Genomic DNA, 22136 nt, shown 5'->3' on the forward strand with positions numbered 1-22136 from the left:
AATTTGTTAAAATAGTGATAAATTGTCTCTGTGTCTCATAAATAGTCGGTTTTTATCCTTGTAAAATATCTTTTTTTTTGATATTTTAGTGTAGATAATGACAAAATGATAGTGTGATGGCGAATTTCGTAAGTATATTCTGTCTGTATGATGTTAGCAAATGATAAATCTATTGAAAAGATAGTCGTTTTTACTTATTCTAAGAATAAAATGTTATTTCTTAAAAACAAATTTTATAAAAAATGAACGTTTCTAGAGTATGTGTCAGAGGTTGTTGTAGAGTTGTCTGTTCTCGTTTAGCTCCAATAGACGGGATATGAGGTCGTGACGGTCTTGCCCGAACGAATCTACTTGAAGTGGTGTGAAAAATGATAGAAGAAGCTCCTCTAATTCATTTACAGAGAGTGTGTTGATGATTTCTTCGAAGCTTTCGGAATCTCCCGATTCAAAATATACAAGAGCCAATCTGTGTTTGGCTTCGGAGGTATCTTCCTGAATGTTTATCATCTCGGAAAGATATTTTATGGCTTTCTTGTAATTTTCGTCTTCAATGGCAATTGTGGCAAGTTTATCTAGCAGGTATATGTTTCCTGCCTTTTCTATCAAAGCCTTCTCTAAAAAGTACATAGCTTGCTTGAAGTTGCCTTGTTGATGACGTAGTTCGCCGGCTATTATGAAAATGTCGGTAGAATTTTCGTCAAGTTCAAATCCTCTTTTCACACATTCTTCGGCTTTGTCGAACATTTCTTGCTGAATATAAAGAAATGCTTTTTTTGCATATAATTCAGGATTGTCCGGCTCCAAGGTTGATGCTTTGTTGATGCAAATCATCGCTTTTTCGTAGTCTTCTACGGAAACATAGCATTCTGTTAGCGATAAAAGAGTGGAAACATTATCGGGTTCAACTTGCAGGCTTTCCTCAAACTTATCGATGGCTTCGTCCGTCCTGTCACAAAGTGAAAGGTAATGGCCCATAAGTTTGAGAAGATTGATATCCGTATTGTTTATTGTGAGTGCAAAATCGAATGCGTCTATTGCTTTCACATAATCTTCCTGCATCGAGTATAGTTTCCCGATATTGACCCACGCTTCGTAAAAGTATGGGTCAATATCAAGTATCCTATTGTTTATTTCGATGGCAATATCGTATTGTTTTGTCATTTCATAGCAGAAAGACAAGTCGCTCAAGGCTTCGATATTGTTGGGGTTGTATTCGAGGCTTTTGCTGAGGAAATAGATGGCTTCTTTAAACAAATCGGCCTCTACGTACAAGAATCCGAGTTCGAGAAAAGTGCTTTCTTTATTATCTTCTTCTCGAATCAGTTTTTCAGCGTAATATGTGGCTTCGGCAGTCAATCCTAGTTGCAGATAACATTCCACTTTAAGCAGATAAAGATCGAAGTCGTATTCATTCAGATAAATATCCAGATAATCGAGCGCCTCTTTGTAAAATCCTTCGAAGGCAAGCATTTTTCCTCTTTTCAACATCAGCAATTGATTATTCGGATGAATGGATAAGGCTAATTCTAAAACCGATTTAGCTTTCTCCCAGTCGTCGCTAGAGTCGTAATAATCAATTAGTTCTTCAAATTCGTCTGCATCAAGGTACAGGCTCTTTCCTAGGAGTAGAGAGTCTTCGTACCGTTGAACCAAATTTGAGATGTTTCTTTTTGCCATCGAATATAGTTGTCTTTATTTGTTTTTTTCTTTAGCCCAAGAATCTTTAAGTGAAACTGTCCGGTTAAAGATTAATTCAGATTCACTTGAATCAGGGTCTACATTGAAATAACCAATCCGTTGAAATTGAAAACTATCTAACGGTTTTGCCGTTTTTACGAATGGTTCGATCTTACAATTTTTCAATGTTTTGAGCGAATCGGGATTCATCATTTCCCTGAAATCACGGTCTTTATCTTCCAAGGTGTCTTCAACGTTGAACAGGCGGTCATACAAACGAACTGTCATGTCTATGGCGTCGTTGCAAGATACCCAATGAATGGTTCCTTTTACCTTGCGACTGCTTTCCGACATTCCGCTTTTTGTGAGAGGATCGTATTCTGCATATACTTCTACAACCTCACCATCATCATTTTTTTTGCATCCTGTACATTTTACGATGTAAGCGTTTTTCAAACGAACCTCTTGTCCGGGAGTGAGCCTGAAATATTTTTTCGGAGCATCTTCCATGAAGTCGTCCCTCTCGATAAATAATTCTCTTGAAAACATTACTTCATGCGATCCTGCGTTTTCATCTTCAGGATTATTTTGAGCTGTCAGGCTTTCTGTTTTATCTTCTTGATAATTAGTTATTATCAGTTTGATAGGGTCGATAACGGCAGACACCCGGGTTGCCTTCTTGTTGAGGTCTTCCCTTACCGAATATTCTAGCAACGCTACATCTATAAGTCCGTCGACCTTGGTATATCCTATTTTATCAATAAAATTACGGATAGATTCAGGTGTATACCCTCTTCTCCGGTATCCGCAGATTGTGGGCATACGTGGGTCGTCCCATCCGCTAACGAGATTTTCCTTCACCAGTTGCAATAGTTTACGCTTGCTCATAACTGTGTAGGTCAGGTTCAATCTGTTAAATTCATACTGATGAGGGCGATAGCTATCTGTTGCAAGTTGATCTATAAACCAATCGTAAAGAGGGCGGTGCGGCACAAACTCAAGAGTACATATCGAGTGTGTAACACCTTCGAAATAATCACTTTGTCCGTGAGCAAAATCATACATCGGATAGGCTTGCCATGTTGTGCCCGTTCTGTGATGAGGATGTTTTACAATCCGGTAGATAATAGGATCACGGAAGTGCATGTTGGATGAAGCCATGTCTATCTTGGCACGAAGAACGGCCGAACCTTCTTCCAGTTCGCCGATTCTCATTTTTTCGAACAAATCGAGGTTTTCCTCTATTGGCCTGTCTCTGTATGGACTATTTACCCCTGCTTGTGTAGGAGTTCCTTTTTGCTTTGCTATTTCTTCTGCCGATTGCTCGTCAATGTATGCTTTTCCTTCTTTTATCAGTTTCACCGCAAAATCCCACAGTTGGGTGAAATAGTCGGATGCATAAAATACATTCTCCCAGTCGAAACCAAGCCATTTTATATCTTCCATGATCGAGTCAACATATTCTACGTCTTCTTTCACGGGGTTGGTGTCATCGAAACGGAGATTGCAAATGCCTCCATATTTTTTTGCTAAACCGAAATCTATGCAGATGGCTTTGGCATGTCCGATGTGCAGGTAACCATTTGGCTCCGGCGGGAAACGGGTCTGAATTTTTTTGTCGTTTATTCCTTCCTTCAAATCGTTTTCCACAATCACCTCAATAAAATTGAGGCTTTTCTTTTCTGACGTATTTTCAGCATTTTCCATCATTATGTCTGTTCTTTATATTACGTTTATTGTTTCTCAGTAGTCAAATTTTCGTCTAAATATTTTTTGTATAAAGATTCAAATTTAATAGAATCTTCTTTTAATTTGTATCTGTCCATTATTTCTTTTGCTTGTAAAAAAGTCATTTCTGAACTGTCTAAATCCAATTTCTTCGAATATTCTAATGACAACTTTGTCAATCCGGCAGCTTCTTTCGCTTCTTCTTCCACCGATTTTCCACACGATGCAGCCGCTACTAAAAATAACAGGTATACAAGCAATTTGTTGACCATTACATGAAAATTTGGACAAAGGTAAGCAAAATTCATATACATACATATCGGCTCTATAATATATGGAACAAAGTTTTTGATTCAATAATAATCTGTGTTTATGTTATTCTATATTTAGTTAAATTTTAATACATTTGTAGTTAACTTAATCACATAAATATATTACTGAAAGAACATGAAAAAGAAAATTCTAGTAACAGGGGGAGCCGGATACATTGGTTCTCATACTACGGTAGAGCTGCAAAATGCAGGATATGAGGTTGTTATTATTGATGATCTTTCCAATTCTACGATTGATTCTATCGACGGTATCGAGAAAATAACAGGGGTAAGACCTCATTTCGAGCAGATAGACTGTAATGATCTGCCCGCCTTGAAAGAACTTGTGAAGAAACACGGCGATATTCAGGGGATTATACATTTTGCGGCAAGTAAGGCTGTGGGCGAATCGGTACAGAAGCCATTGCTTTACTACAGAAACAACATAGATTCACTTATTAATATGTTGGAGATAATGCCTGAAAATAAAATTAAAGGTATTGTTTTCTCTTCTTCTTGTACGGTATACGGAGAGCCGGACAACAACCCGATCGACGAAACAGCACCTATCAAACCGGCAACGTCTCCTTATGGAAACACAAAGCAAATAAACGAGGAAATTATTCAGGATTATATTCGTTCGGGTGCTCCTATCAAGAGCATTATCCTTCGCTACTTCAATCCGATAGGTGCTCATCCATCTGCCGAAATTGGCGAGTTACCTAATGGAGTACCTCAAAATCTTATACCATTCATCACTCAAACGGCAATTGGTGTGAGAGAGTGTTTGAGCGTATTTGGTGATGATTATAATACACCTGATGGTTCTTGCATCCGCGACTTTATCAATGTTGTAGACTTAGCCAAAGCACACGTGATTGCAATGGACAGGATGTTGGAAGATAAATCGGACGAAAAAGTTGAAATTTTTAATCTGGGAACAGGAAACGGCGTTTCTGTATTGGAACTGATTAATGGTTTTGAACGAGTGAACGATGTGAAGCTGAACTATAAGATCGTAGCTCGTAGGGGGGGCGATATTGAGAAGATTTGGGCTGAACCGACAAGAGCTAATAAAGTATTGGGTTGGAAAGCTGTGGAAACTTTGGATGATACGCTTAAGTCTGCCTGGTTGTGGCAATTGAAGTTGAGAGAAAAAGGAATTATGTAATACCGTCTCACACAGTTTTAGATAAATGAAAACCTCCTTGAAATTTCAGGGAGGTTTTTATTTGGGTTTATGTTTTACTGTTATCTTTCGTTAGTCTTCAAGTACCTTGTCAAATTCGCAGAACTTTGAGTTTTTACTGATAAACTCAGGCACTAACTCCTTCATTAGTTTTACTGTCTGTTTAATATCTACTCTTCTCGAATTTAATACAAGCTCGTCAATCAAATCTATTATTTCAAAATACTCGTATTCCCTAACCTTGGCTATCAATATCTTCTCGTGATCGGTCGGAATCACTTGTTCCGAGTCGTTAAGTAATTCTTCATATAGCTTTTCACCGGGGCGTAGACCCGAAAACTCAATTTTTATATCTATGCCGGGACGCAATCCTGCCAATTCTATCATCTTTGTAGCTAAATCCAGTATTTTTACAGGCTTGCCCATGTCAAATACATATATATATCCTGTATGACCTATTGCAGATGCTTCCAAAACCAATCGGCAAGCCTCTGGGATAGTCATGAAGTAGCGGGTAATTTCCGGATCGGTCACAGTTAGAGGTCCGCCGGCGTCAATTTGTTTTTTAAACAATGGTATCACTGATCCATTGCTGCCCAGTACATTGCCGAAACGTGTTGTGACAAACTTTATGTTTTGCCTTAAATCTTTCCGCATAGCAAGACTTTGTACGTATATCTCGGCTATACGTTTCGACGCACCCATAATGTTTGTTGGATTCACGGCCTTGTCTGTGGATACCATAACAAACATTTCTACGTTGTTTTTTATCGCAAAATCAGCAACAAGGCTTGTTCCGTATACGTTGGTCATGATGGCTTCACATGGGTTGTTTTCCATCATGGGCACATGTTTGTATGCGGCGGCATGATAAACGATATCGGGTTTATGTCTGGAGAAAACCATGTTTAGCCTTTCCTGATTCCTTACATCTCCGATAACGGATACAAAATTCAGTTTTTTGTATTTTTCTTTCAGTTCAATGTCCAAATCATTCAGAGGAGTTTCGGCTATATCCAGACACACAACCAATTGAGGTCCGAAGTTGGCCAATTGTCTTACGATTTCACTTCCGATAGAACCAGCGGCTCCTGTTACCAGTACCGTTTTTCCTTTTATATTGTCTTCTATTATTCCGGTACTGATTTTTATTTCTTTTCTTCCTAATAGGTCTTCAATCTGAACGGGGCGTATTTGTTTGTGCAGTTCTTCTTGTACATCTCTTATTTTAGGGAGTACGAACGATTTAATCCCTTCATTTAACAGTTTTTCAACAAGATCTTTTTCTTGCATCAAGATTTCTTCATCCGGGAAAAGGATCGTTTTGACCGTATATTTTTTCAGTTCGTTCAAATTCTTTCTTTCAACATATATTATGGGCGTACTTTCGATTCTTTTTGAATTTCCATTCTTTTCCACAGATAAAAATCCGGCTACCTTATAACGTGTCTGAGAAACATGTAATGCTTCTTTCAGAGAAACGCTTTGAGGTGATGTGCCATATACGTATATAGGAATCATGTTGCTGCAGGAGTGTGTTATGGCTAAATATCGGCGATATCCGAATACAATGAAAAGCCTTATCCCCAAAATAGAAAATAAAGATGTGGTTAGAGCTATTATTGTATATGCCAGTAGAACGCTTCCCGATACACCTCCGATTGCGAAATAAACAATGCCGAATATTGTTACATGAGAAACCACTAAGCAAAACAATATGAGCTGCATTTCGTAGATTGTGGAGTATCGTATGATGCCTTGATATGTTCTGAATAGAAGAAAATAGGTCAGAAAGGTGGACAAGGAAACAAATAGAAGCCACCTGAAATCGGGAAAGTTGACATTTAGGCTTTGATAAACTTGCTGAACAATGGAGTAGGATATAACCACTGAAAAAAGAATGAGGAAGAGGTCAATTAGAAGTACAAACCATTTGTTTAGAAATTTACTTTCGAAAAAAGCAATATATGAATTATATAGAAACTTGTATATAAAAGATTCACTCATAACCTAATTAATTTTTTTAATAAAAAGTCTATTTCAGATTTCCGTGTACATTTAAAAAACAATTCATTTTTATCCGCGAGCAATCCTGCGAACGAAAGAAATATAGAATATTTAACACAATTCATCTTTTATTTGTTCAAAATAAACACACAAAAAGTATTTTATTCTAAATTCTGATAATATAAATTAATCATCTACTGAGTAACCACCTCGTTATTTGATGGAAATCCAAGTATTATATTGTGATTGGTGAAAGTAAATAAGTTTACTTTCATTTTCTCACTAAATTTAAGTATAGTTTTGTTACAGCTATACAAAATTACAAAGAATATCTAAATAAACAGTAAATAAGTATACTTTATTCTGTTTTTTGTATGTAAATGGACCTGAAATCCTGTGGGGAAGCGGAATTCCATTTTTTTTTTCTAGTTATACCGACCTCCCATTCTCCATGCTTTTTTGTAAAAACCTTCGAATAATGTACTTACTAAGACCTTTTTGCGAGCTGATGATGCATGTACAAAAAAACCGTCTTTAAGATATATTCCTACATGGTTTATTTTGCTATGCTTTTTTGATGTGGCAAAGAATACCATGTCTCCCGGCTTCAATTTTTCGGGTGATGATATTTTTACGGGCACGCTTTTCGACAGGGAGTTGCTATTGTGGTCTATTTCTTTTCCGAAAAGCATATTGTAGAGTACTCTTGTGAAGCCGGAGCAATCTACACCTTCCTTTCTGCTGTTGCCTCCCCAAGTGTATTTTACATCCAGCCAATCGGCGGCAGTTTCATACAATGGCATATGTGTTGTATCCGACTCGCATATTTCAAATCCGAGTCTGTTTGATAGTTCTTTCGTTTTTTTACTTTCTATAGCAGGGGGTGTTTCAGCCATGCCTTGCTTTTTCTGTGCGCTGAGCGTTGAACAGATGGAGACGATAAGAATTGTTAGTGTGAAAAAAAACTTTTTCGGTGTATTCATTTTATAGTGGTTGTATATGCTTATTCATTCAATTCAGGAGATTGCTCGTCGCAATGTCTTTTTCCAAAAGGCTTGTCTCTGAGAGTAAGAGGGTTTCTGAGGTCAGGTCGGGTATTGGCATAAATCGAATAGGATATTGGCCGAGGTTTACTCTCCCTCCTTTCTTCCATGCTCTCTGATAGTATGCTTCATCTAAACTGCTGACGATAACCCCTCTGCTGCACGATGCGTGTACGAATTTGTTGTCTTTCAGGTAGATACCTACATGGTTTATTCCCTTCTTTCGTCCTCCGGTTGCAAAAAATACCATGTCGCCGGGTTGCAAGTCTTCTTTTTTTACATCAGCCAGAAGATTGTTTGCAATATCTATACTTCTTCTGTTCAGTATTTTATCGTATACTGCCCTGTATATGCTTCCGGTCAACCCCGAACAATCTATGCCCGAAAAAGACATGCCTCCACGCCTGTATCGTGTGCCAAGCCATTTTGCAGCCTCTCTATATAATGGTATGTTGGTAGAATGTTCACTAATATCTATTCCTAGTCTTTTCGATAAATTGCCGATGTCGAAAGATTGTCGCTTTTGAGCCGATACCAGACTTGTGGAGGAGGTAGCAAAAAGTAATAATATGAGTAATAAAGATGTTAAATGTCTGTTATTTGGCTTCATTAGTGAAACTTTTTTCCGTTTAGATATTAGATGCAATGCACGAATGACAAAATTAAATAATTAATTAAAGAAACCAATACTTTATTGACATTATGAATAATGCTTTGCTTTCTATTGATAAATATTATATTGGTTGTTGTTTTGATTATTTCTTTCAGAGAAGAATCTTTCTGTTTTTTTAGGAAATAGGAGTTTAAGCGCTTATTTTTGCCCTAAAAATTACAAAATAGCAGATATGAGACAGGCTAAGTATTCAATATTGTATTATTTCACAAGTGATGAAATGTCTATTGTGGAGATAAAGAGAAACATTGTAAGCGTTACCGATAAAAGAGATGTGAATTTCTGGTTGCTTTATGATAAGAAGAACGATTCGCTGAATCCGTTGAGTTTTGTGTCTATGGACAAGAAAGATGGCAAAGAATATCGCACGTTTGAAGATAGCCGGTTGGAGTTTGATGGCAATATGGCAAAATTTAATGATGGGAAAAAGGAATTTGTTTTGAAAGCCGTTTCTAAAAAGGAAGAATTGCCATTGGCGTTGAAAGATTCTATTGATGATTACATCCTGTTATTGTCTTTTCGTTAGTTTTTCATTTTCGTCACATTTGCCTATCTAAATGAAAACTAAAGAGGTGGGATGAAAATAAAAAATAAAAATTAAGTTTGAATATTTGGATATTAAGACTATTTTTGCAAGCTGAAAAAATGGTCTGATTGACTTTCCGGCTATTATTGTGTGCCTGGACTTATGGGCGCATTTCGTAAAAGATTGAATATAAATTACATAAAAAAGCAGATTAACAAACATGAATGTATCGCTTACCAATGTTGATAGCGTAAATGCTATCTTAAAGATCGAAGTAGAGAAAAATGATTATCAAGAGAAAGTAGATCAGGCTCTTAAAAATTTCAGAAGAAAAGCTAATGTACCGGGGTTTCGTCCGGGCACGGTGCCTGTTGGCATGGTGAAAAAAATGTATGGAAAATCAATCCTTGCGGAAGAAGTGAATAAGTTGGTAGGGGAAAACCTATATAAATATATTACGGAAAACAAGCTGAATGTTTTGGGCGAACCTCTTACTAACGAAGAAAAGCAACAGCCTATTGACTTTGCAACGGAAGGTAATTTCGAGTTTTTCTTCGACTTGGGTTTTGCTCCCGAAATTAAACTGGAATTGAGCAAAAAAGATAAGGTTGAATACTACAAAATTTCTGTTGATGAAGAATTGGTAGATCAACAAATAGCTTCTTTCAGAGCTAACTATGGTAAGTATGAGTCGGTTGACGGAGAAGCTAAAGATACTGATATGCTGAAAGGTATTGTCAGAGAATTGGACGAAAACAAGCAACCAAAAGAAGACGGCATTGTTGTGGAAGACGGCGTGTTGATGGCTTCTTATATGAAAAATGAAGAAGAAAAAGCGAAATTCGCAGGGGTGAAAAAAGGAGATATTGTAATAATAAATCCGGCGAAAGCGTATGATGGAAACGAAGCCGAAATAGCATCATTCCTTCATTTGCAAAAAGAAGAAGTGGAGTCTATTGCACCTGAATTTTCGTTCGAAGTATTAGACATTACCAGATACGAAGAGGCTGAAATGAATCAGGAACTTTTCGATAAAATCTTTGGAGAAGGAGTTGTAACCACTGAGGCTGATTTCAGAGCAAAAGTGAAAGAAAATATTGCTCAACAACTTGAGCCGGATAGCGATTATAAATTCTTGCTTGATGCGAAGAAAATGTTGGAAAGCAAAGCCGGTGAGCTTCAATTTCCCGATGCTTTCTTGAAAAGATGGTTGATGGTGACAGGCAAAGACAGAACTGAAGAGTCGTTGGAAACAGACTATCCGAAAATTATAGAGGATTTGAAATTCCATCTTATAAAGGAGGAGATTGCAAAAACTGCAGAAATAAAAATAGACGAAAACGAATTGAAGGCTGCGGCAATAGCCTCAACCAGAGCGCAATTTGCTCAGTATGGTATGGCTAACCTTCCTGACGATATTCTTGAAAATTATGCAATGGAAACATTGAAAAAAGAAGATCAAAGGAGAAATTTGGTTGACAGGGTAATGGAACAAAAGATAATCGGATACTTGAAATCTACTCTAGGATTGAAAGAAAAATCGGTGACTCTTGACGAGTTCAAAAAATTCTTTGAACCGGCAGAAGCAGAATCGGCTGAATAAGAATTCTCGAAAATGTATTTAAATTTGTGAGCCATGGTATTTTTATCATGGCTCCTTTTTTATTATAAGGAATAACCTTAATACAAGCTAATGGTATGCGTAACATTCTTTTATTGATCACTGTGGTGATATGCTTCGGGTCACAAGTAGCGAAATCACAAGAGATCAGTTTGTCTGACGGCATTCCTCAACTTTCTGATGATGAAATGAAGACGGTGTTTTTTAGCTACGAAAGAGACACCCTCGGATTCTGCGTTTTGACATCCGAAACCTCTCTTGATAAATATAAGGGCAAGAAGAATCGTCATATTATGCGCACAATGAAAAGCATAAAAAGAACGGTGGATCACTACTGTATTTATAACGAAATTGCAGGAGTACGTATTTCATCATTTCTGGAAAAAGGAAAACCATGGGGCGGTACGCATTCTTTGTCTTATCCGAAATATAAAATAATGGAAAAAGGTATTGTGCTTGTAGGAGAGAGAAAATATATTGCGCCGTGGAATGATATTGTTGCCGATTGGAAAACATTGGACTACTATTTTATCGGATTTGACAAAAGTGTGGATCTTGTACGTTCTGTGCATATAGATCTGCGACCTAAGATACGCCCAATAGGATTGATAGAGTTTTCACCCGAATCCATAATATACAATTACCTCGATAGTATATCGAAAGACTCGACGATGAAATGTATTCCTCCTATTTTTCCGGGAGGCGTGGAGGAATTACGCAAATTTATACTGGCGGAAATCCGGTATCCGGAATCTGCTATTGAAAGTGGTATTGTGGGAAAGGTTGTTGTTGGTTTCATTGTTGATACAGATAAAAGCATTGCAAGGATAAGAATACTCAGAGGCGTTGACCCGGTATTGAATGAAGAGGTGATACGTATCGTGAAGAAAATGAACGGATGGTGGTGGAAGGCCGGAACAATTGACGGAAAAGAAATACCTGTTGAGCTTATTTTGCCTGTTACATTTAAATTCAGAGATTAGCGCAACAAGTGTCTGATTGAAAAAAAATAATTGGGAGTTAATGCAACTTTATTTGCACCTTTCTCGTTTTTATTTATAAATTTGTTTGCTCCTACGAAAATGAAAAGGTGAAAAAATATATGTCACATTTCTACACCGGAAATGAATAGGCATAGTATTTGTAGGGCAACTATTGATAATTAAATTAAAACAATAGAACATTATGAACAATGATTTTAGAAAATACGCAACCAAACATCTGGGAATGAATGGTCTGGCTCTTGATAAATATGTAGATATAACTAGTAGCTATATTTCGCCAACCATCATAGAAGAGCGTCAGTTGAATGTTGCACAGATGGATGTGTTTTCACGCTTGATGATGGATCGTATCATTTTTCTGGGTACACAGATAGACGATTATACAGCCAATGTTATTCAGGCTCAATTACTTTACCTCGATTCTGCCGATTCGGGAAAAGATATATCAATATATATCAATTCTCCGGGCGGATCAGTTTATGCAGGTTATGGAATATACGATACAATGCAATTTATAAGTAGCGACGTGTCAACAATTTGTACAGGTATGGCTGCATCTATGGCAGCAGTATTGCTTGTTGCCGGACAAAAAGGCAAGCGTTTCGGCCTGAAACATTCGCGTGTGATGATTCACCAACCTCTTGGCGGCGCACAAGGCCAAGCCTCAGATATCGAGATTACGGCTCGTGAAATCGGTAAAGTGAAGCAAGAATTGTACACAATCATATCCGAACATTCGGGGCAACCTATCGAAAAAGTAGCACAGGATTCAGATCGTGACTATTGGATGACTTCGGGTGAAGCCAAAGAATATGGTATGATTGATGAAGTATTGATGAGAAATAAATGATTCTTATAAAAAAGTAATTATATATTGAAAAGAGTTTATCCTGAGGTAGGGTAGACTCTTTATTTGATAAAACTTATGACTAAAAACACAACCAACGACTACTGTAGCTTTTGTGGAAGAAGCGACAACGATGTGAACCTGCTGATAGCAGGTATTTCGGGGCATATTTGTGATAGCTGTACTGAACAGGCATACCAGATTGTCATGGAGTCTGTCAAAGCAAAGTCCGGTAGTTTTGATTTTGGCAAAGAAAAATTGCCAACCCCGCAGCAGATCAAAGATTATCTTGATTCGTATATTGTTGGGCAGGAAGATGCAAAACGATTCTTATCCGTTGCGGTATACAATCACTATAAACGATTGATTCAGGACAAGGAAGATGATGGTGTAGAAATAGAAAAATCAAACATAATACTGGTTGGTCCAACCGGTACGGGCAAAACATTGTTGGCACGTACCATAGCCAAACTATTGCATGTGCCGTTTGCTATTGTGGACGCAACCGTTCTTACCGAAGCCGGATATGTGGGAGAAGACATCGAAAGTATACTTACACGTTTGTTGCAGGATGCGGACTACGATGTGGCGGCTGCCGAAAGAGGGGTTGTGTTTATTGACGAAATTGATAAAATTGCAAGAAAAGGCGATAATCCTTCCATCACCAGAGATGTGAGCGGGGAAGGTGTGCAGCAAGGCTTGTTGAAATTGCTGGAAGGTTCTACTGTGCTTGTACCGCCACAAGGAGGCAGGAAGCATCCCGATCAGAAAATGATTGCTGTGGATACGAAAAATATATTGTTTGTTTGCGGAGGGGCGTTTGACGGAATAGAACGAAAAATAGCACAACGGCTTAATACCCAGGTGGTAGGTTATGCAAATGCCAGCAAGCGTGAAGGTATAGACCGTCACAATTTGTTGAAATACATAACACATCAGGATTTAAAAGCATTCGGGTTGATTCCCGAAATCATCGGGCGTTTGCCTATCCTTGCCCATCTGGATGTGTTGAACAGAGAAACATTGCGCAGGATATTGACAGAACCCAAAAACTCTATCATCAAACAATATGTCAAACTGTTTGCAATGGATGGGGTGAAACTGACTTTCGATGAAGAAGTGTTCGACTATATTGTAGATAAAGCTATTGAATATAAATTAGGAGCCAGAGGCTTGCGGTCTATCGTAGAAACAATAATGATGGATGTGATGTTTTCAGTACCATCTACAACGAAGAAAAAGGTGAAAATAACGTTGGAATATGCAAAAGAGCACCTCGAAAAATCGCGTCTGGATAGGCTGAAAGAGGAATAGTCATTTTTTATGATAAAAAAAACGATTTTCGTTGTAGGTTTCATTGTTGCGTCTTATCTTCGTGTTGAGATTAAAACGGAAGATAAGTGTTAAAGAGTAAATTTTTTTTCCGATTAAAAAATATATATATTACATTAACGGATAATTTACTTGACTATACTTAAAACATAGTATGCCTACAAACAACGATATATTACACGAAAAACTGAAAGAACACTTTGGGTTTGATAAATTTAAGGGTACCCAAAAAAATATTATTCAGAATGTATTGGCAGAAAGTGACACTTTCGTCTTGATGCCTACGGGCGGAGGTAAGTCGCTGTGTTATCAGTTGCCGGCGTTGCTGATGAACGGAACGGCGATTATAATCTCACCCCTCATTGCACTGATGAAAAATCAGGTGGATGCGATGAGAAATTTCAGCGAGGAAGATGGTATCGCCCATTTCCTGAATTCGTCACTGAATAAGGCCGCTATCGATCAGGTGAAAGCAGATGTTGTTTCTGGCAAAACGAAGCTGCTTTATGTTGCTCCCGAATCGTTGACAAAGGAGGATAATATAGAGTTTTTGCGTCAGATACATGTTTCGTTTTATGCCATAGACGAAGCTCATTGTATATCAGAGTGGGGGCACGATTTCAGACCGGAATACAGACGCATAAAGCCAATAATAGAAGAGATAGGGAAGCGTCCGTTAATAGCACTGACTGCTACTGCTACACCCAAAGTGCAGCACGATATTCAAAAAAATCTGGGAATGATGAATGCCAAGGTGTTCAAGTCTTCATTCAACAGAGAAAATTTGTATTACGAAGTAAGGACAAAAACATCTAACAGAGATAAGGATATAATAAAGTATATCCGTACACAAGCCGGGAAATCGGGCATTATATATTGCCTTAGCCGGAAAAAAGTGGAAGAATTTGCCGAAATACTTCGTGCAAATAACATTAATGCCTTGGCGTATCATGCCGGATTGGATGCAGCGACACGCTCGTGCAATCAGGATGCGTTTCTGATGGAAAAGGTAGATGTGATAGTGGCGACTATCGCATTCGGAATGGGAATTGATAAACCCGACGTGCGTTATGTGATTCATTACGACGTGCCGAAAAGCCTCGAAGGCTATTATCAGGAAACAGGCCGTGCCGGAAGGGATGGCGGAGAAGGCAGATGTATAGCCTTTTATTCGTATAAAGACTTGCAGAAATTAGAAAAATTTATGCAAGGTAAACCCATAGCCGAACAAGAAATCGGAAAACAGTTGTTGTTGGAAACAGCAGCTTACGCCGAAACGGCTTTGTGCAGAAGAAAAGTTTTACTCCATTATTTTGGAGAAGATTATAATATAGATAACTGTGGTAATTGTGACAATTGTTTAAATCCTAAAAAACAGGTGGAAGCTCAAGATTTATTATTAACTGCTATCGAAGCAGTAATCGCATTGAAAGAAAAATTTAAGATTGAATATGTTATTAACATTTTACGTGGCAAGGAAACATCCGAAATAGAAACCTACGGGCATCAGGAGCTTGAAGTATTCGGGTCGGGAGACGAAGCTGACGAAGATACATGGAATGCTATCATTCGTCAGGCCATTGTAGCAGGTTATTTTGATAAAGACATAGAAAACTATGGTTTGCTGAAAGTAACCAAAAAAGGAAAAGACTTCTTGAAAAAGCCTGTATCTTTCAAAATAATGAAAGATGAAGAGGTGGACGATGACGATACGGAAGACATTGTGGTGAAAAGCGGAGGTGGCAGTTCGGCCGTAGATCCTGTCCTTTTCTCGATCATGAAAGATCTGAGAAAGAAAATGTCGAAGAAATTGAATGTGCCTCCGTATGTTATATTTCAAGATCCTTCGCTGGAGGCAATGGCTACGATCTATCCTGTAACGATGGACGAATTGCAGAACATTCCCGGAGTTGGAGCAGGCAAGGCAAAAAGGTATGGTCAGGAATTCTTGGAGATTATAAAAAAACATGTTGAAGAAAACGAAATAGAACGTCCCGAGGATTTGAGGGTGAGAACAGTTGCCAATAAATCGAAAATGAAAGTGGCTATTGTTCAGGCTATTGATAGGAAAGTAGCGTTGGATGACCTGGCAGAATCGAAAGGAATAGAATTTCCCGAATTGTTGGCTGAAGTAGAAGCCATTGTTTATTCGGGAACAAAAATAAATATAGATTATTTTCTGGAAGAAGTGATAGACGAAGATCACATTGCAGATATATTCGACTATTTTCAGGAAGCTGAGTCGGACGATTTGGAAGAAGCGATAAAAGAATTGGGAATGTATGGCGAAGATGAAATTCGTCTGGTGCGGGTGAAGTTCATATCTGATATGGCGAACTAAGGGAGAAGGATGAATAAAAAAGCAATTTTCCCCGGAACGTTCGACCCATTCACTATCGGGCATCAATCTTTAGTTGACAGGGCTTTAAACTTGTTCGATGAGATAGTTATAGCTATCGGTGTTAATGAAACAAAGAAAAACTATTTTTCTTTAGATAAACGGATTGAGATGATTCGGGACTTGTTTAAAGAAGACAAAAGGATATCTGTAGAAAAATACGATTGTTTGACAGTCGATTTTGCACAACAAGTGGGCGCGGATTTTATTTTGCGTGGAGTGAGAACGGTTGGCGATTTCGAATACGAGAAAACGATTGCCGATATGAACCGTAAAATTTCGGGGGTCGAGACTTATGTATTGTTTACAGAGCCTGAGTTAACTCACATTAGTTCAACTATTGTGCGGGAATTGCTTCGTTATGGGCACGACATATCGGACCTTGTACCTAAAGGGCTAAAGATAGATTGAGAAAATATAATATAAAGATTAATGGATAGTCAAGCATACACTTGGCTATTCTCATATTTAACAAGATGGATATAAAGATGAAATATTTTCAGAAGTTGTTGATTTTAATCGCTGTTGCAGTTTCTAGCTTAAATATGTATGCTCAGTTTGGAGAGACTCAGGCAATCCGTAAGATGAAAACAACGATGCACCGAATAAGTACAGAGTATGTTGACAAAGTGGATGAAGACAAGTTGGCAGAAGATGCGGTAAAGGCTCTTCTTGAAAAATTAGACCCACATTCTACATATATTTCTGCTGATGAGGTGAAGGAAATGAACGAACCTTTAGAAGGAAATTTCGATGGTATCGGGGTTTCGTTCAATATGTTGACAGATACGCTTTATATCGTCGAAACTATATCGGGTGGTCCATCCGAAAAAGTGGGAATAAGAGCCGGAGACAGGATTATAAATGTAAACGACACTTTGATAGCTGGGGTGAAAATGTCGAACAGAGACATTATGAAGCGGTTGAGGGGTCCAAAAGGTACTACGGTCAGAGTGCAGGTGCTGAGACGAGGCGAGCCAGAACTGATAGATTTTAAAATTACCCGAGACAAAATTCCTATTTACAGTTTGGATGCGTCTTATATGATTGATAAAAAGACCGGATATATACGTTTAAGCAGGTTTGGAGCCACCACCATAAATGAGTTTAAAAAGGCTTTGAGCGGATTGCAGGCGCAGGGAATGTCTAATCTTATTCTCGATTTACAATATAATGGAGGTGGGTATTTATCTGCCGCAACGGGTATTGTGAATGAATTTTTGGGAAAAGACAAACTGATTGTATATACGGAAGGCGAGCATCAGCGAAGATATAGCGATGTGTCGAATGCAAAAGGAAATTTTGAAAAAGGAAAACTCGTAGTACTGGTAAATGAAAGTTCAGCATCGGCCAGTGAAATTGTATCGGGAGCCGTTCAGGATTGGGATAGGGGACTGATTGTCGGTCGTCGAACTTTTGGAAAGGGACTTGTGCAAAGACAATTTTCATTGGCTGACGGGTCTATGATTCGTCTTACTGTGGCTCGTTACTATACGCCTAGTGGACGTAGTATTCAGAAACCGTACGAAAATGGAGCCAAGGGCGATTATGAACAAGATCTAATTGAACGCTTCAATCATGGTGAAATGGTGAGTGCTGATAGTATACATTTTCCTGATTCTTTGAAGTTTAAGACTTTGGTGAAAGGACGGACGGTTTATGGTGGAGGGGGCATTATGCCCGACGAATTTGTGCCGCTCGATACTGCTCGTTATACGGATTATCACATGAAGCTGAACAGCAAGGGGTTGATTAATAAAATTGTTCTTGGTATATTGGATAATGAGCGGGAAAAACTATTGGCGCAATACCCGACAATTGAAGAATATAAGGCAGAATATAAAGTCCCGAAATCGGCATTTGAAACACTTAAGAAATACGCAGAAGAAGAAAAAATAGAATTCAAAGAAGATCAATACAGCCAATCGAAAGAAGACATAACGATCGCAATAAAAGCTCTGGTAGCTCGGGATATTTACAATGCAGCTGCATATTACAGGATAATAAATGATCATTCGGATGTTTTCAAGCGAGGATTGGAGATTATTAATAATGATAAATTGTATAATCAGCTGCTTGGTGGAGGATGAGGCTGTAAGAAAAAATACCTATAACAGGAAAACGACAAGTTGAGTGGCTTGTCGTTTTTTTATGGGTTTTTAAACTCAAGATAAGAGTTTTCTATATTTTCAATCACGTGTATGTCTTTCTTTTCACAGATAAAATGGTTGTATAAATCATCTTCATCCGTTTCAATAACAAAACGAAAGTGGCGGTAGTCTTTCTTTCCTGTTTTTGATATTCTATTAAATAATGTGGTAAAAAGTCTGCTACGATATGCTTGTGGACTGATTGCCTTTTTTGTGTTGAAAATAATATCATCGGAAGGACTGCAATAAAAATATAGGATGACATTGTTGTTGTCTATAAAATCTAAAATGATTTTTGCAATTCTGTTCAATGTAGAAACATTGTTTGTTTTAGTTACACCATTTTTCAGAGCGAGCGTAATATTATAAATACAGACATCTTCTTTTTGAGGAATACCAAAAATATCAAGAGATTGTTCAGATAGGTGAATTATATATTTGTGTCCTTCTTTTGATTCAATAGGGAAAGAAAAATCCATTGTTCAAAAAGTTATTTTGAACTTTCAACAAAAAAAGTATCCATTTTGGCGTACAGATCTTTTCTGGTTTCTTCTTTCTTTTTTTCAATACTTTTCATCAAATCGATTAACCTTTGGGATGGCTTTTTGATGCGTATTGTTTTTGATTTATTTTCCATACATACATGTTTACATTGCAAATGTAATAAATTTTCTAATTCTAATAATCGTTTTAATGATAATATATATGTTATTGTTACTGAATATGATACTTTTATTGTTAAATACAATTTTTCTGAAATCTTATAGCTTGGTCTAATATAAGAATAAAAAAGAATAAAGACAAGTCGAAAGATTACGACTATTCATTATCCTCTTCCGGTGTCTTCTATCATTGATTTTATTTCAAGGTTAAAATCATCGGCTTTCAGTAATTCTTCCAAGGTGAGGTGCATACGGTATCTCCAATAATGCCGTGGTTCTGAGGGGATGTTGATACGTTCCTCATCCTCATTCTTCCTTCGAAGTTGCCCTGATGTAGATAGCCAGTCCTGAAGAGGTAGAATGGCAAGCATCGCGGGTGAGTTTAGATGATTTCTGACTATCTGGTTGCAAATATCGAGGTTACATTCATCTGGAGCCATGCCATGTTGACACAATACATCGTTGTAGTATTTCTGTCTGTAGTCTTTGCTTTCTTCTTTCCACCATCCTCTGATAGGAGCCATATCGTGTGTAGAAGTTGTGCAAACAGATAAGTAGGGTAGGGAGGCAAGAGGCTCGAACATAACGCCTCCGGTCTTTGGCATCCGTTCTATCTCCAGGCTTAATATTTGCAATTCATTCATAACAGATGGCACACATTCGGGAATCATACCCAGGTCTTCGCCACAAACAAGCATTGAAGTAGACGAAATAAGCGCAGGAAGTTTCTTCATAGCCTCATTTCTCCAAAAGTGCGAATGACGGCGATAGAAAAAGTCATTATAAAGATTGTTGAATGCGTTTTTCTGTATGTCATCCAAGTATTGGAACGAAAAGCTATGTTGTGCCGTAATACGGGGATGATATTTATCAGGTTCGCGTTTGTCTCTGATAAACAGCACCTCATTACAAAGGCTATACAGTCCATCACGAATACTGTTGCTATCAGGTATTTCCTTAAATATTTCCCTGATTTTTGCTTGAGTATTACATTCTTCATTCAGTTCAAAGAGTTCGGAAGACGTTGGGTGCAGGTATTTCCTTTTCACTTCATCTTTTAATTTTCCGAAAATCTTGTCTAGTGACTCATCTGTGATATAGGGACTTGTCATACGCTGATCGTCAAGCCATAAACCGGCATCGTGTATTTCCTCCAAAGAAAGTGGAAGTGCCGGATTGAAATAGCCTAACAAACCTTGAACCGATGTAAGAGGAATTTCCCAAATCCTGAAAAAACCGAGTATGTGGTCTATACGATAGGCATCGAAATAGTCGGCCATCTTACGAAAACGCTTTGTCCACCAGAGATAACCGTCTTTCGCCATTTCTTCCCAATTGTAAGTGGGAAAACCCCAATTTTGCCCGTTAATTGAGAAGTCGTCGGGTGGCGCACCTGTTTGAGTATCAAGATTAAACAAATGAGGCTCTGTCCATGCCTCAACACTATTGCGGCTGATTCCGATCGGAACATCACCTTTAAGAATCACATTGTTCTGATGGGCATATTCTTTAACCTCAGCCAATTGCTTATCTAGCAGATATTGGATGAAAAAACTTTTCTCAACCTTTTCTTTAAACTTTGGATTAGAGCTGATTGCCGCTTTCAAAGATTCTCTATCGTATCTGTTGTGTGATTGCCATTGTTTATAATCGGCTGTGTTATTTTCATCCCTGAGGAATGAAAAACAAGCATAAGGGAATAGCCATTCTTCATTTTTCTGATAGAACCTTACATACTCTTCACTCATCATAGTTTTCCGACCTGTTTCATCGAAAAGCTCTTGGAAGTATCTGTTTTTCATATCCATTACATTAGAGTAATCCAAGTCTGGAAGAAGGTTTAATGCTCTGGCTTCATTTTCGTATGCGGTCATCTTTTCATTGTTTCTCAACGGAAATTCTTTAACTCCCAGATATATCGGATGAAGTGCATAGATTGAAATGGCATTGTAAGGATAAGAATCTGTCCATGAATATGTGATAGTGGTATCGTTGATAGGTAATATTTGTATAACTTTCTGATTTGTAGCTGCTGCCCAATCTACCATCTTTTTCAGGTCAGAAAATTCTCCTATGCCAAAACTGTCTTCCGAACGCAGCGAGAAAACCGGAATAGCCACTCCGGCGGCTTTCCATTTTATTGAAGGGTAGAGATATACGAGATTTTCTATCCTCACCGATTCCCGATCTTTATTCCAAACCGGAGGATGCAATGTCCGATTGCTTCCTTCTTCCCAATGGATGATTCTGTTTTCCGTTCTATCGAAGATGGCTAGTTTATATTGCAGAGGTCTTTCATTTGCAGAAGCGTCTAAAGATAATTGCCATTTGGCGTAACTTGTTGTGATGAACCGTGGTGCATTGTCGGCGTTCCAATCTCCCAGCAAAGGAGATTCGCCACAGAGAATAAGCTCTTGATTCTTATTGATGTAAGGACAGAAAACGGTCAGTGCAATTGAGTCTCGATAATTTGTTCCGGGTAGCGTTTGAAACGGTTGGCGGAAAAAACTGTCTGAAAATCCCGATGTCAGCAGATAATTCTGTGTGGGTTTATCAGACCAAAGATCGAAAACAGTTATGTCTTTTGCGCTTTGAATTTCTATTACGTGTAACTTACCCCATTCTCTTCTGATTGTCTCATTGCCTTGCCTGATTAAATAACCGTACTCAATCTTTTTTACATCCGAATCGACGTTGAGTTCAATTACCCATTGAGAAGTGTTGATGCAAGTCATTGGTTGCGCATCATTTTCATTCATGTTTCCCAATTCGGGCAATGAACCATACACACAAACTGTTTGTCCCCAAACAGCATAATAGTCAAGAATCAGTTTTATTTTCATAACAGGCATATCTAAGTCTGTGCGAATTTATAAAAACTTATTCATTATAACTCTCTTTTGACGAAACATGTTCTGTCGTTTTTTATGGTATATTTTTGTTACGGTAAAACCAACTACTGATTTGC

At 38.0% G+C, this 22136-nt stretch carries 18 protein-coding genes; 9 read left to right on the forward strand and 9 right to left on the reverse strand.

Going from position 1 to position 22136, the window contains the following annotated elements:
• Positions 1 to 264: 264 nt before the first annotated feature.
• Genes D0T56_RS10565 through D0T56_RS10575 form a run of 3 tightly spaced genes read right to left on the reverse strand, consistent with a single transcriptional unit; the run spans position 265 to position 3677 of the window.
• Positions 265 to 1677, reverse strand: coding sequence for a tetratricopeptide repeat protein (locus D0T56_RS10565; RefSeq protein ID WP_163320121.1), 1413 nt, complete (start codon positions 1675 to 1677; stop codon positions 265 to 267).
• A 15-nt stretch (positions 1678 to 1692) separates the two neighbouring features.
• A complete protein-coding gene (locus tag D0T56_RS10570; protein WP_163320122.1) occupies positions 1693 to 3387 on the reverse strand; it encodes a glutamine--tRNA ligase/YqeY domain fusion protein in 1695 nt (564 codons plus the stop codon).
• A 23-nt stretch (positions 3388 to 3410) separates the two neighbouring features.
• Positions 3411 to 3677, reverse strand: coding sequence for a hypothetical protein (locus D0T56_RS10575; protein ID WP_163320123.1), 267 nt, complete (start codon positions 3675 to 3677; stop codon positions 3411 to 3413).
• Between the two features lie 175 nt (positions 3678 to 3852).
• Here D0T56_RS10575 and galE point away from each other — a divergent pair, with 175 nt between their 5' ends.
• Positions 3853 to 4887 (forward strand): UDP-glucose 4-epimerase GalE, encoded by a 1035-nt coding sequence (gene galE / locus D0T56_RS10580; RefSeq protein ID WP_163320124.1) that lies wholly within the window; start codon positions 3853 to 3855, stop codon positions 4885 to 4887.
• A gap of 90 nt (positions 4888 to 4977) precedes the next feature.
• Here the strand turns inward: galE and D0T56_RS10585 are convergent, their stop codons facing one another.
• The 3 genes from D0T56_RS10585 to D0T56_RS10595 all read right to left on the reverse strand — a co-directional run bounded on the left by D0T56_RS10585 (position 4978) and on the right by D0T56_RS10595 (position 8565).
• Positions 4978 to 6912, reverse strand: a complete 1935-nt coding sequence (locus D0T56_RS10585) for a nucleoside-diphosphate sugar epimerase/dehydratase (protein WP_163320125.1) — start codon at positions 6910 to 6912, stop codon at positions 4978 to 4980.
• 425 nt (positions 6913 to 7337) lie between these two features.
• A complete protein-coding gene (locus tag D0T56_RS10590; RefSeq protein ID WP_163320126.1) occupies positions 7338 to 7895 on the reverse strand; it encodes a C40 family peptidase in 558 nt (185 codons plus the stop codon).
• Between the two features lie 28 nt (positions 7896 to 7923).
• Positions 7924 to 8565, reverse strand: coding sequence for a C40 family peptidase (locus D0T56_RS10595; RefSeq protein ID WP_163320127.1), 642 nt, complete (start codon positions 8563 to 8565; stop codon positions 7924 to 7926).
• Between the two features lie 235 nt (positions 8566 to 8800).
• On the opposite strand from D0T56_RS10595, the gene D0T56_RS10600 reads away from it, so the two are divergent.
• From D0T56_RS10600 to D0T56_RS10635, 8 genes are all read left to right on the forward strand, one after another.
• A complete protein-coding gene (locus D0T56_RS10600) occupies positions 8801 to 9154 on the forward strand; it encodes a hypothetical protein (RefSeq protein WP_163320128.1) in 354 nt (117 codons plus the stop codon).
• A 220-nt stretch (positions 9155 to 9374) separates the two neighbouring features.
• On the forward strand, positions 9375 to 10757 hold the full coding sequence (tig, locus tag D0T56_RS10605) for a trigger factor (protein ID WP_163320129.1): 1383 nt from the start codon (positions 9375 to 9377) through the stop codon (positions 10755 to 10757).
• A gap of 95 nt (positions 10758 to 10852) precedes the next feature.
• Positions 10853 to 11758, forward strand: coding sequence for an energy transducer TonB (locus D0T56_RS10610; RefSeq protein ID WP_163320130.1), 906 nt, complete (start codon positions 10853 to 10855; stop codon positions 11756 to 11758).
• A gap of 202 nt (positions 11759 to 11960) precedes the next feature.
• Positions 11961 to 12629 carry an ATP-dependent Clp endopeptidase proteolytic subunit ClpP gene (gene clpP / locus D0T56_RS10615; RefSeq protein WP_163320131.1) on the forward strand — a complete coding sequence of 223 codons (669 nt, stop codon included), beginning with the start codon at positions 11961 to 11963 and terminating at the stop codon, positions 12627 to 12629.
• Positions 12630 to 12704: 75 nt separating this feature from the next.
• Positions 12705 to 13940 carry an ATP-dependent Clp protease ATP-binding subunit ClpX gene (gene clpX / locus D0T56_RS10620; protein ID WP_163320132.1) on the forward strand — a complete coding sequence of 412 codons (1236 nt, stop codon included), beginning with the start codon at positions 12705 to 12707 and terminating at the stop codon, positions 13938 to 13940.
• Between the two features lie 172 nt (positions 13941 to 14112).
• The gene (recQ, locus tag D0T56_RS10625) at positions 14113 to 16299 is read left to right on the forward strand and encodes a DNA helicase RecQ (RefSeq protein ID WP_163320133.1); all 2187 of its coding nucleotides are present in this window, start codon (positions 14113 to 14115) and stop codon (positions 16297 to 16299) included.
• Between the two features lie 9 nt (positions 16300 to 16308).
• Complete coding sequence (gene coaD, locus D0T56_RS10630) at positions 16309 to 16767, forward strand: pantetheine-phosphate adenylyltransferase (protein WP_163320134.1); 459 nt, start codon at positions 16309 to 16311, stop codon at positions 16765 to 16767.
• A 65-nt stretch (positions 16768 to 16832) separates the two neighbouring features.
• Positions 16833 to 18446, forward strand: coding sequence for a S41 family peptidase (locus D0T56_RS10635; protein ID WP_370458801.1), 1614 nt, complete (start codon positions 16833 to 16835; stop codon positions 18444 to 18446).
• A gap of 59 nt (positions 18447 to 18505) precedes the next feature.
• Here the strand turns inward: D0T56_RS10635 and D0T56_RS10640 are convergent, their stop codons facing one another.
• The 3 genes from D0T56_RS10640 to D0T56_RS10650 all read right to left on the reverse strand — a co-directional run bounded on the left by D0T56_RS10640 (position 18506) and on the right by D0T56_RS10650 (position 22011).
• A complete protein-coding gene (locus D0T56_RS10640) occupies positions 18506 to 18985 on the reverse strand; it encodes a hypothetical protein (RefSeq protein WP_163320135.1) in 480 nt (159 codons plus the stop codon).
• Between the two features lie 11 nt (positions 18986 to 18996).
• Positions 18997 to 19143 (reverse strand): hypothetical protein, encoded by a 147-nt coding sequence (locus tag D0T56_RS10645; protein WP_163320136.1) that lies wholly within the window; start codon positions 19141 to 19143, stop codon positions 18997 to 18999.
• A gap of 189 nt (positions 19144 to 19332) precedes the next feature.
• Positions 19333 to 22011 (reverse strand): 4-alpha-glucanotransferase, encoded by a 2679-nt coding sequence (locus D0T56_RS10650; protein WP_163320137.1) that lies wholly within the window; start codon positions 22009 to 22011, stop codon positions 19333 to 19335.
• Positions 22012 to 22136: the final 125 nt, after the last annotated feature.

The sequence above is a fragment of the Dysgonomonas sp. 520 genome (assembly GCF_010501095.1).
In the GTDB taxonomy this organism is placed as follows: Bacteria; Bacteroidota; Bacteroidia; order Bacteroidales; family Dysgonomonadaceae; genus QVMP01.

Coding starts and splice junctions, on each gene's coding strand:
- clpP (WP_163320131.1), top strand. CDS start 11,961: ATGAACAATGATTTTAGAAAATACGCAACCAAACATCTGGGAATGAAT.
- galE (WP_163320124.1), top strand. CDS start 3,853: ATGAAAAAGAAAATTCTAGTAACAGGGGGAGCCGGATACATTGGTTCT.
- D0T56_RS10590 (WP_163320126.1), bottom strand. CDS start 7,895: ATGAATACACCGAAAAAGTTTTTTTTCACACTAACAATTCTTATCGTC.
- D0T56_RS10595 (WP_163320127.1), bottom strand. CDS start 8,565: ATGAAGCCAAATAACAGACATTTAACATCTTTATTACTCATATTATTA.
- D0T56_RS10565 (WP_163320121.1), bottom strand. CDS start 1,677: ATGGCAAAAAGAAACATCTCAAATTTGGTTCAACGGTACGAAGACTCT.
- D0T56_RS10575 (WP_163320123.1), bottom strand. CDS start 3,677: ATGGTCAACAAATTGCTTGTATACCTGTTATTTTTAGTAGCGGCTGCA.
- tig (WP_163320129.1), top strand. CDS start 9,375: ATGAATGTATCGCTTACCAATGTTGATAGCGTAAATGCTATCTTAAAG.
- coaD (WP_163320134.1), top strand. CDS start 16,309: ATGAATAAAAAAGCAATTTTCCCCGGAACGTTCGACCCATTCACTATC.
- D0T56_RS10585 (WP_163320125.1), bottom strand. CDS start 6,912: ATGAGTGAATCTTTTATATACAAGTTTCTATATAATTCATATATTGCT.
- D0T56_RS10600 (WP_163320128.1), top strand. CDS start 8,801: ATGAGACAGGCTAAGTATTCAATATTGTATTATTTCACAAGTGATGAA.
- D0T56_RS10635 (WP_370458801.1), top strand. CDS start 16,833: ATGGATATAAAGATGAAATATTTTCAGAAGTTGTTGATTTTAATCGCT.
- clpX (WP_163320132.1), top strand. CDS start 12,705: ATGACTAAAAACACAACCAACGACTACTGTAGCTTTTGTGGAAGAAGC.
- D0T56_RS10570 (WP_163320122.1), bottom strand. CDS start 3,387: ATGATGGAAAATGCTGAAAATACGTCAGAAAAGAAAAGCCTCAATTTT.
- recQ (WP_163320133.1), top strand. CDS start 14,113: ATGCCTACAAACAACGATATATTACACGAAAAACTGAAAGAACACTTT.
- D0T56_RS10640 (WP_163320135.1), bottom strand. CDS start 18,985: ATGGATTTTTCTTTCCCTATTGAATCAAAAGAAGGACACAAATATATA.
- D0T56_RS10650 (WP_163320137.1), bottom strand. CDS start 22,011: ATGAAAATAAAACTGATTCTTGACTATTATGCTGTTTGGGGACAAACA.
- D0T56_RS10645 (WP_163320136.1), bottom strand. CDS start 19,143: ATGGAAAATAAATCAAAAACAATACGCATCAAAAAGCCATCCCAAAGG.
- D0T56_RS10610 (WP_163320130.1), top strand. CDS start 10,853: ATGCGTAACATTCTTTTATTGATCACTGTGGTGATATGCTTCGGGTCA.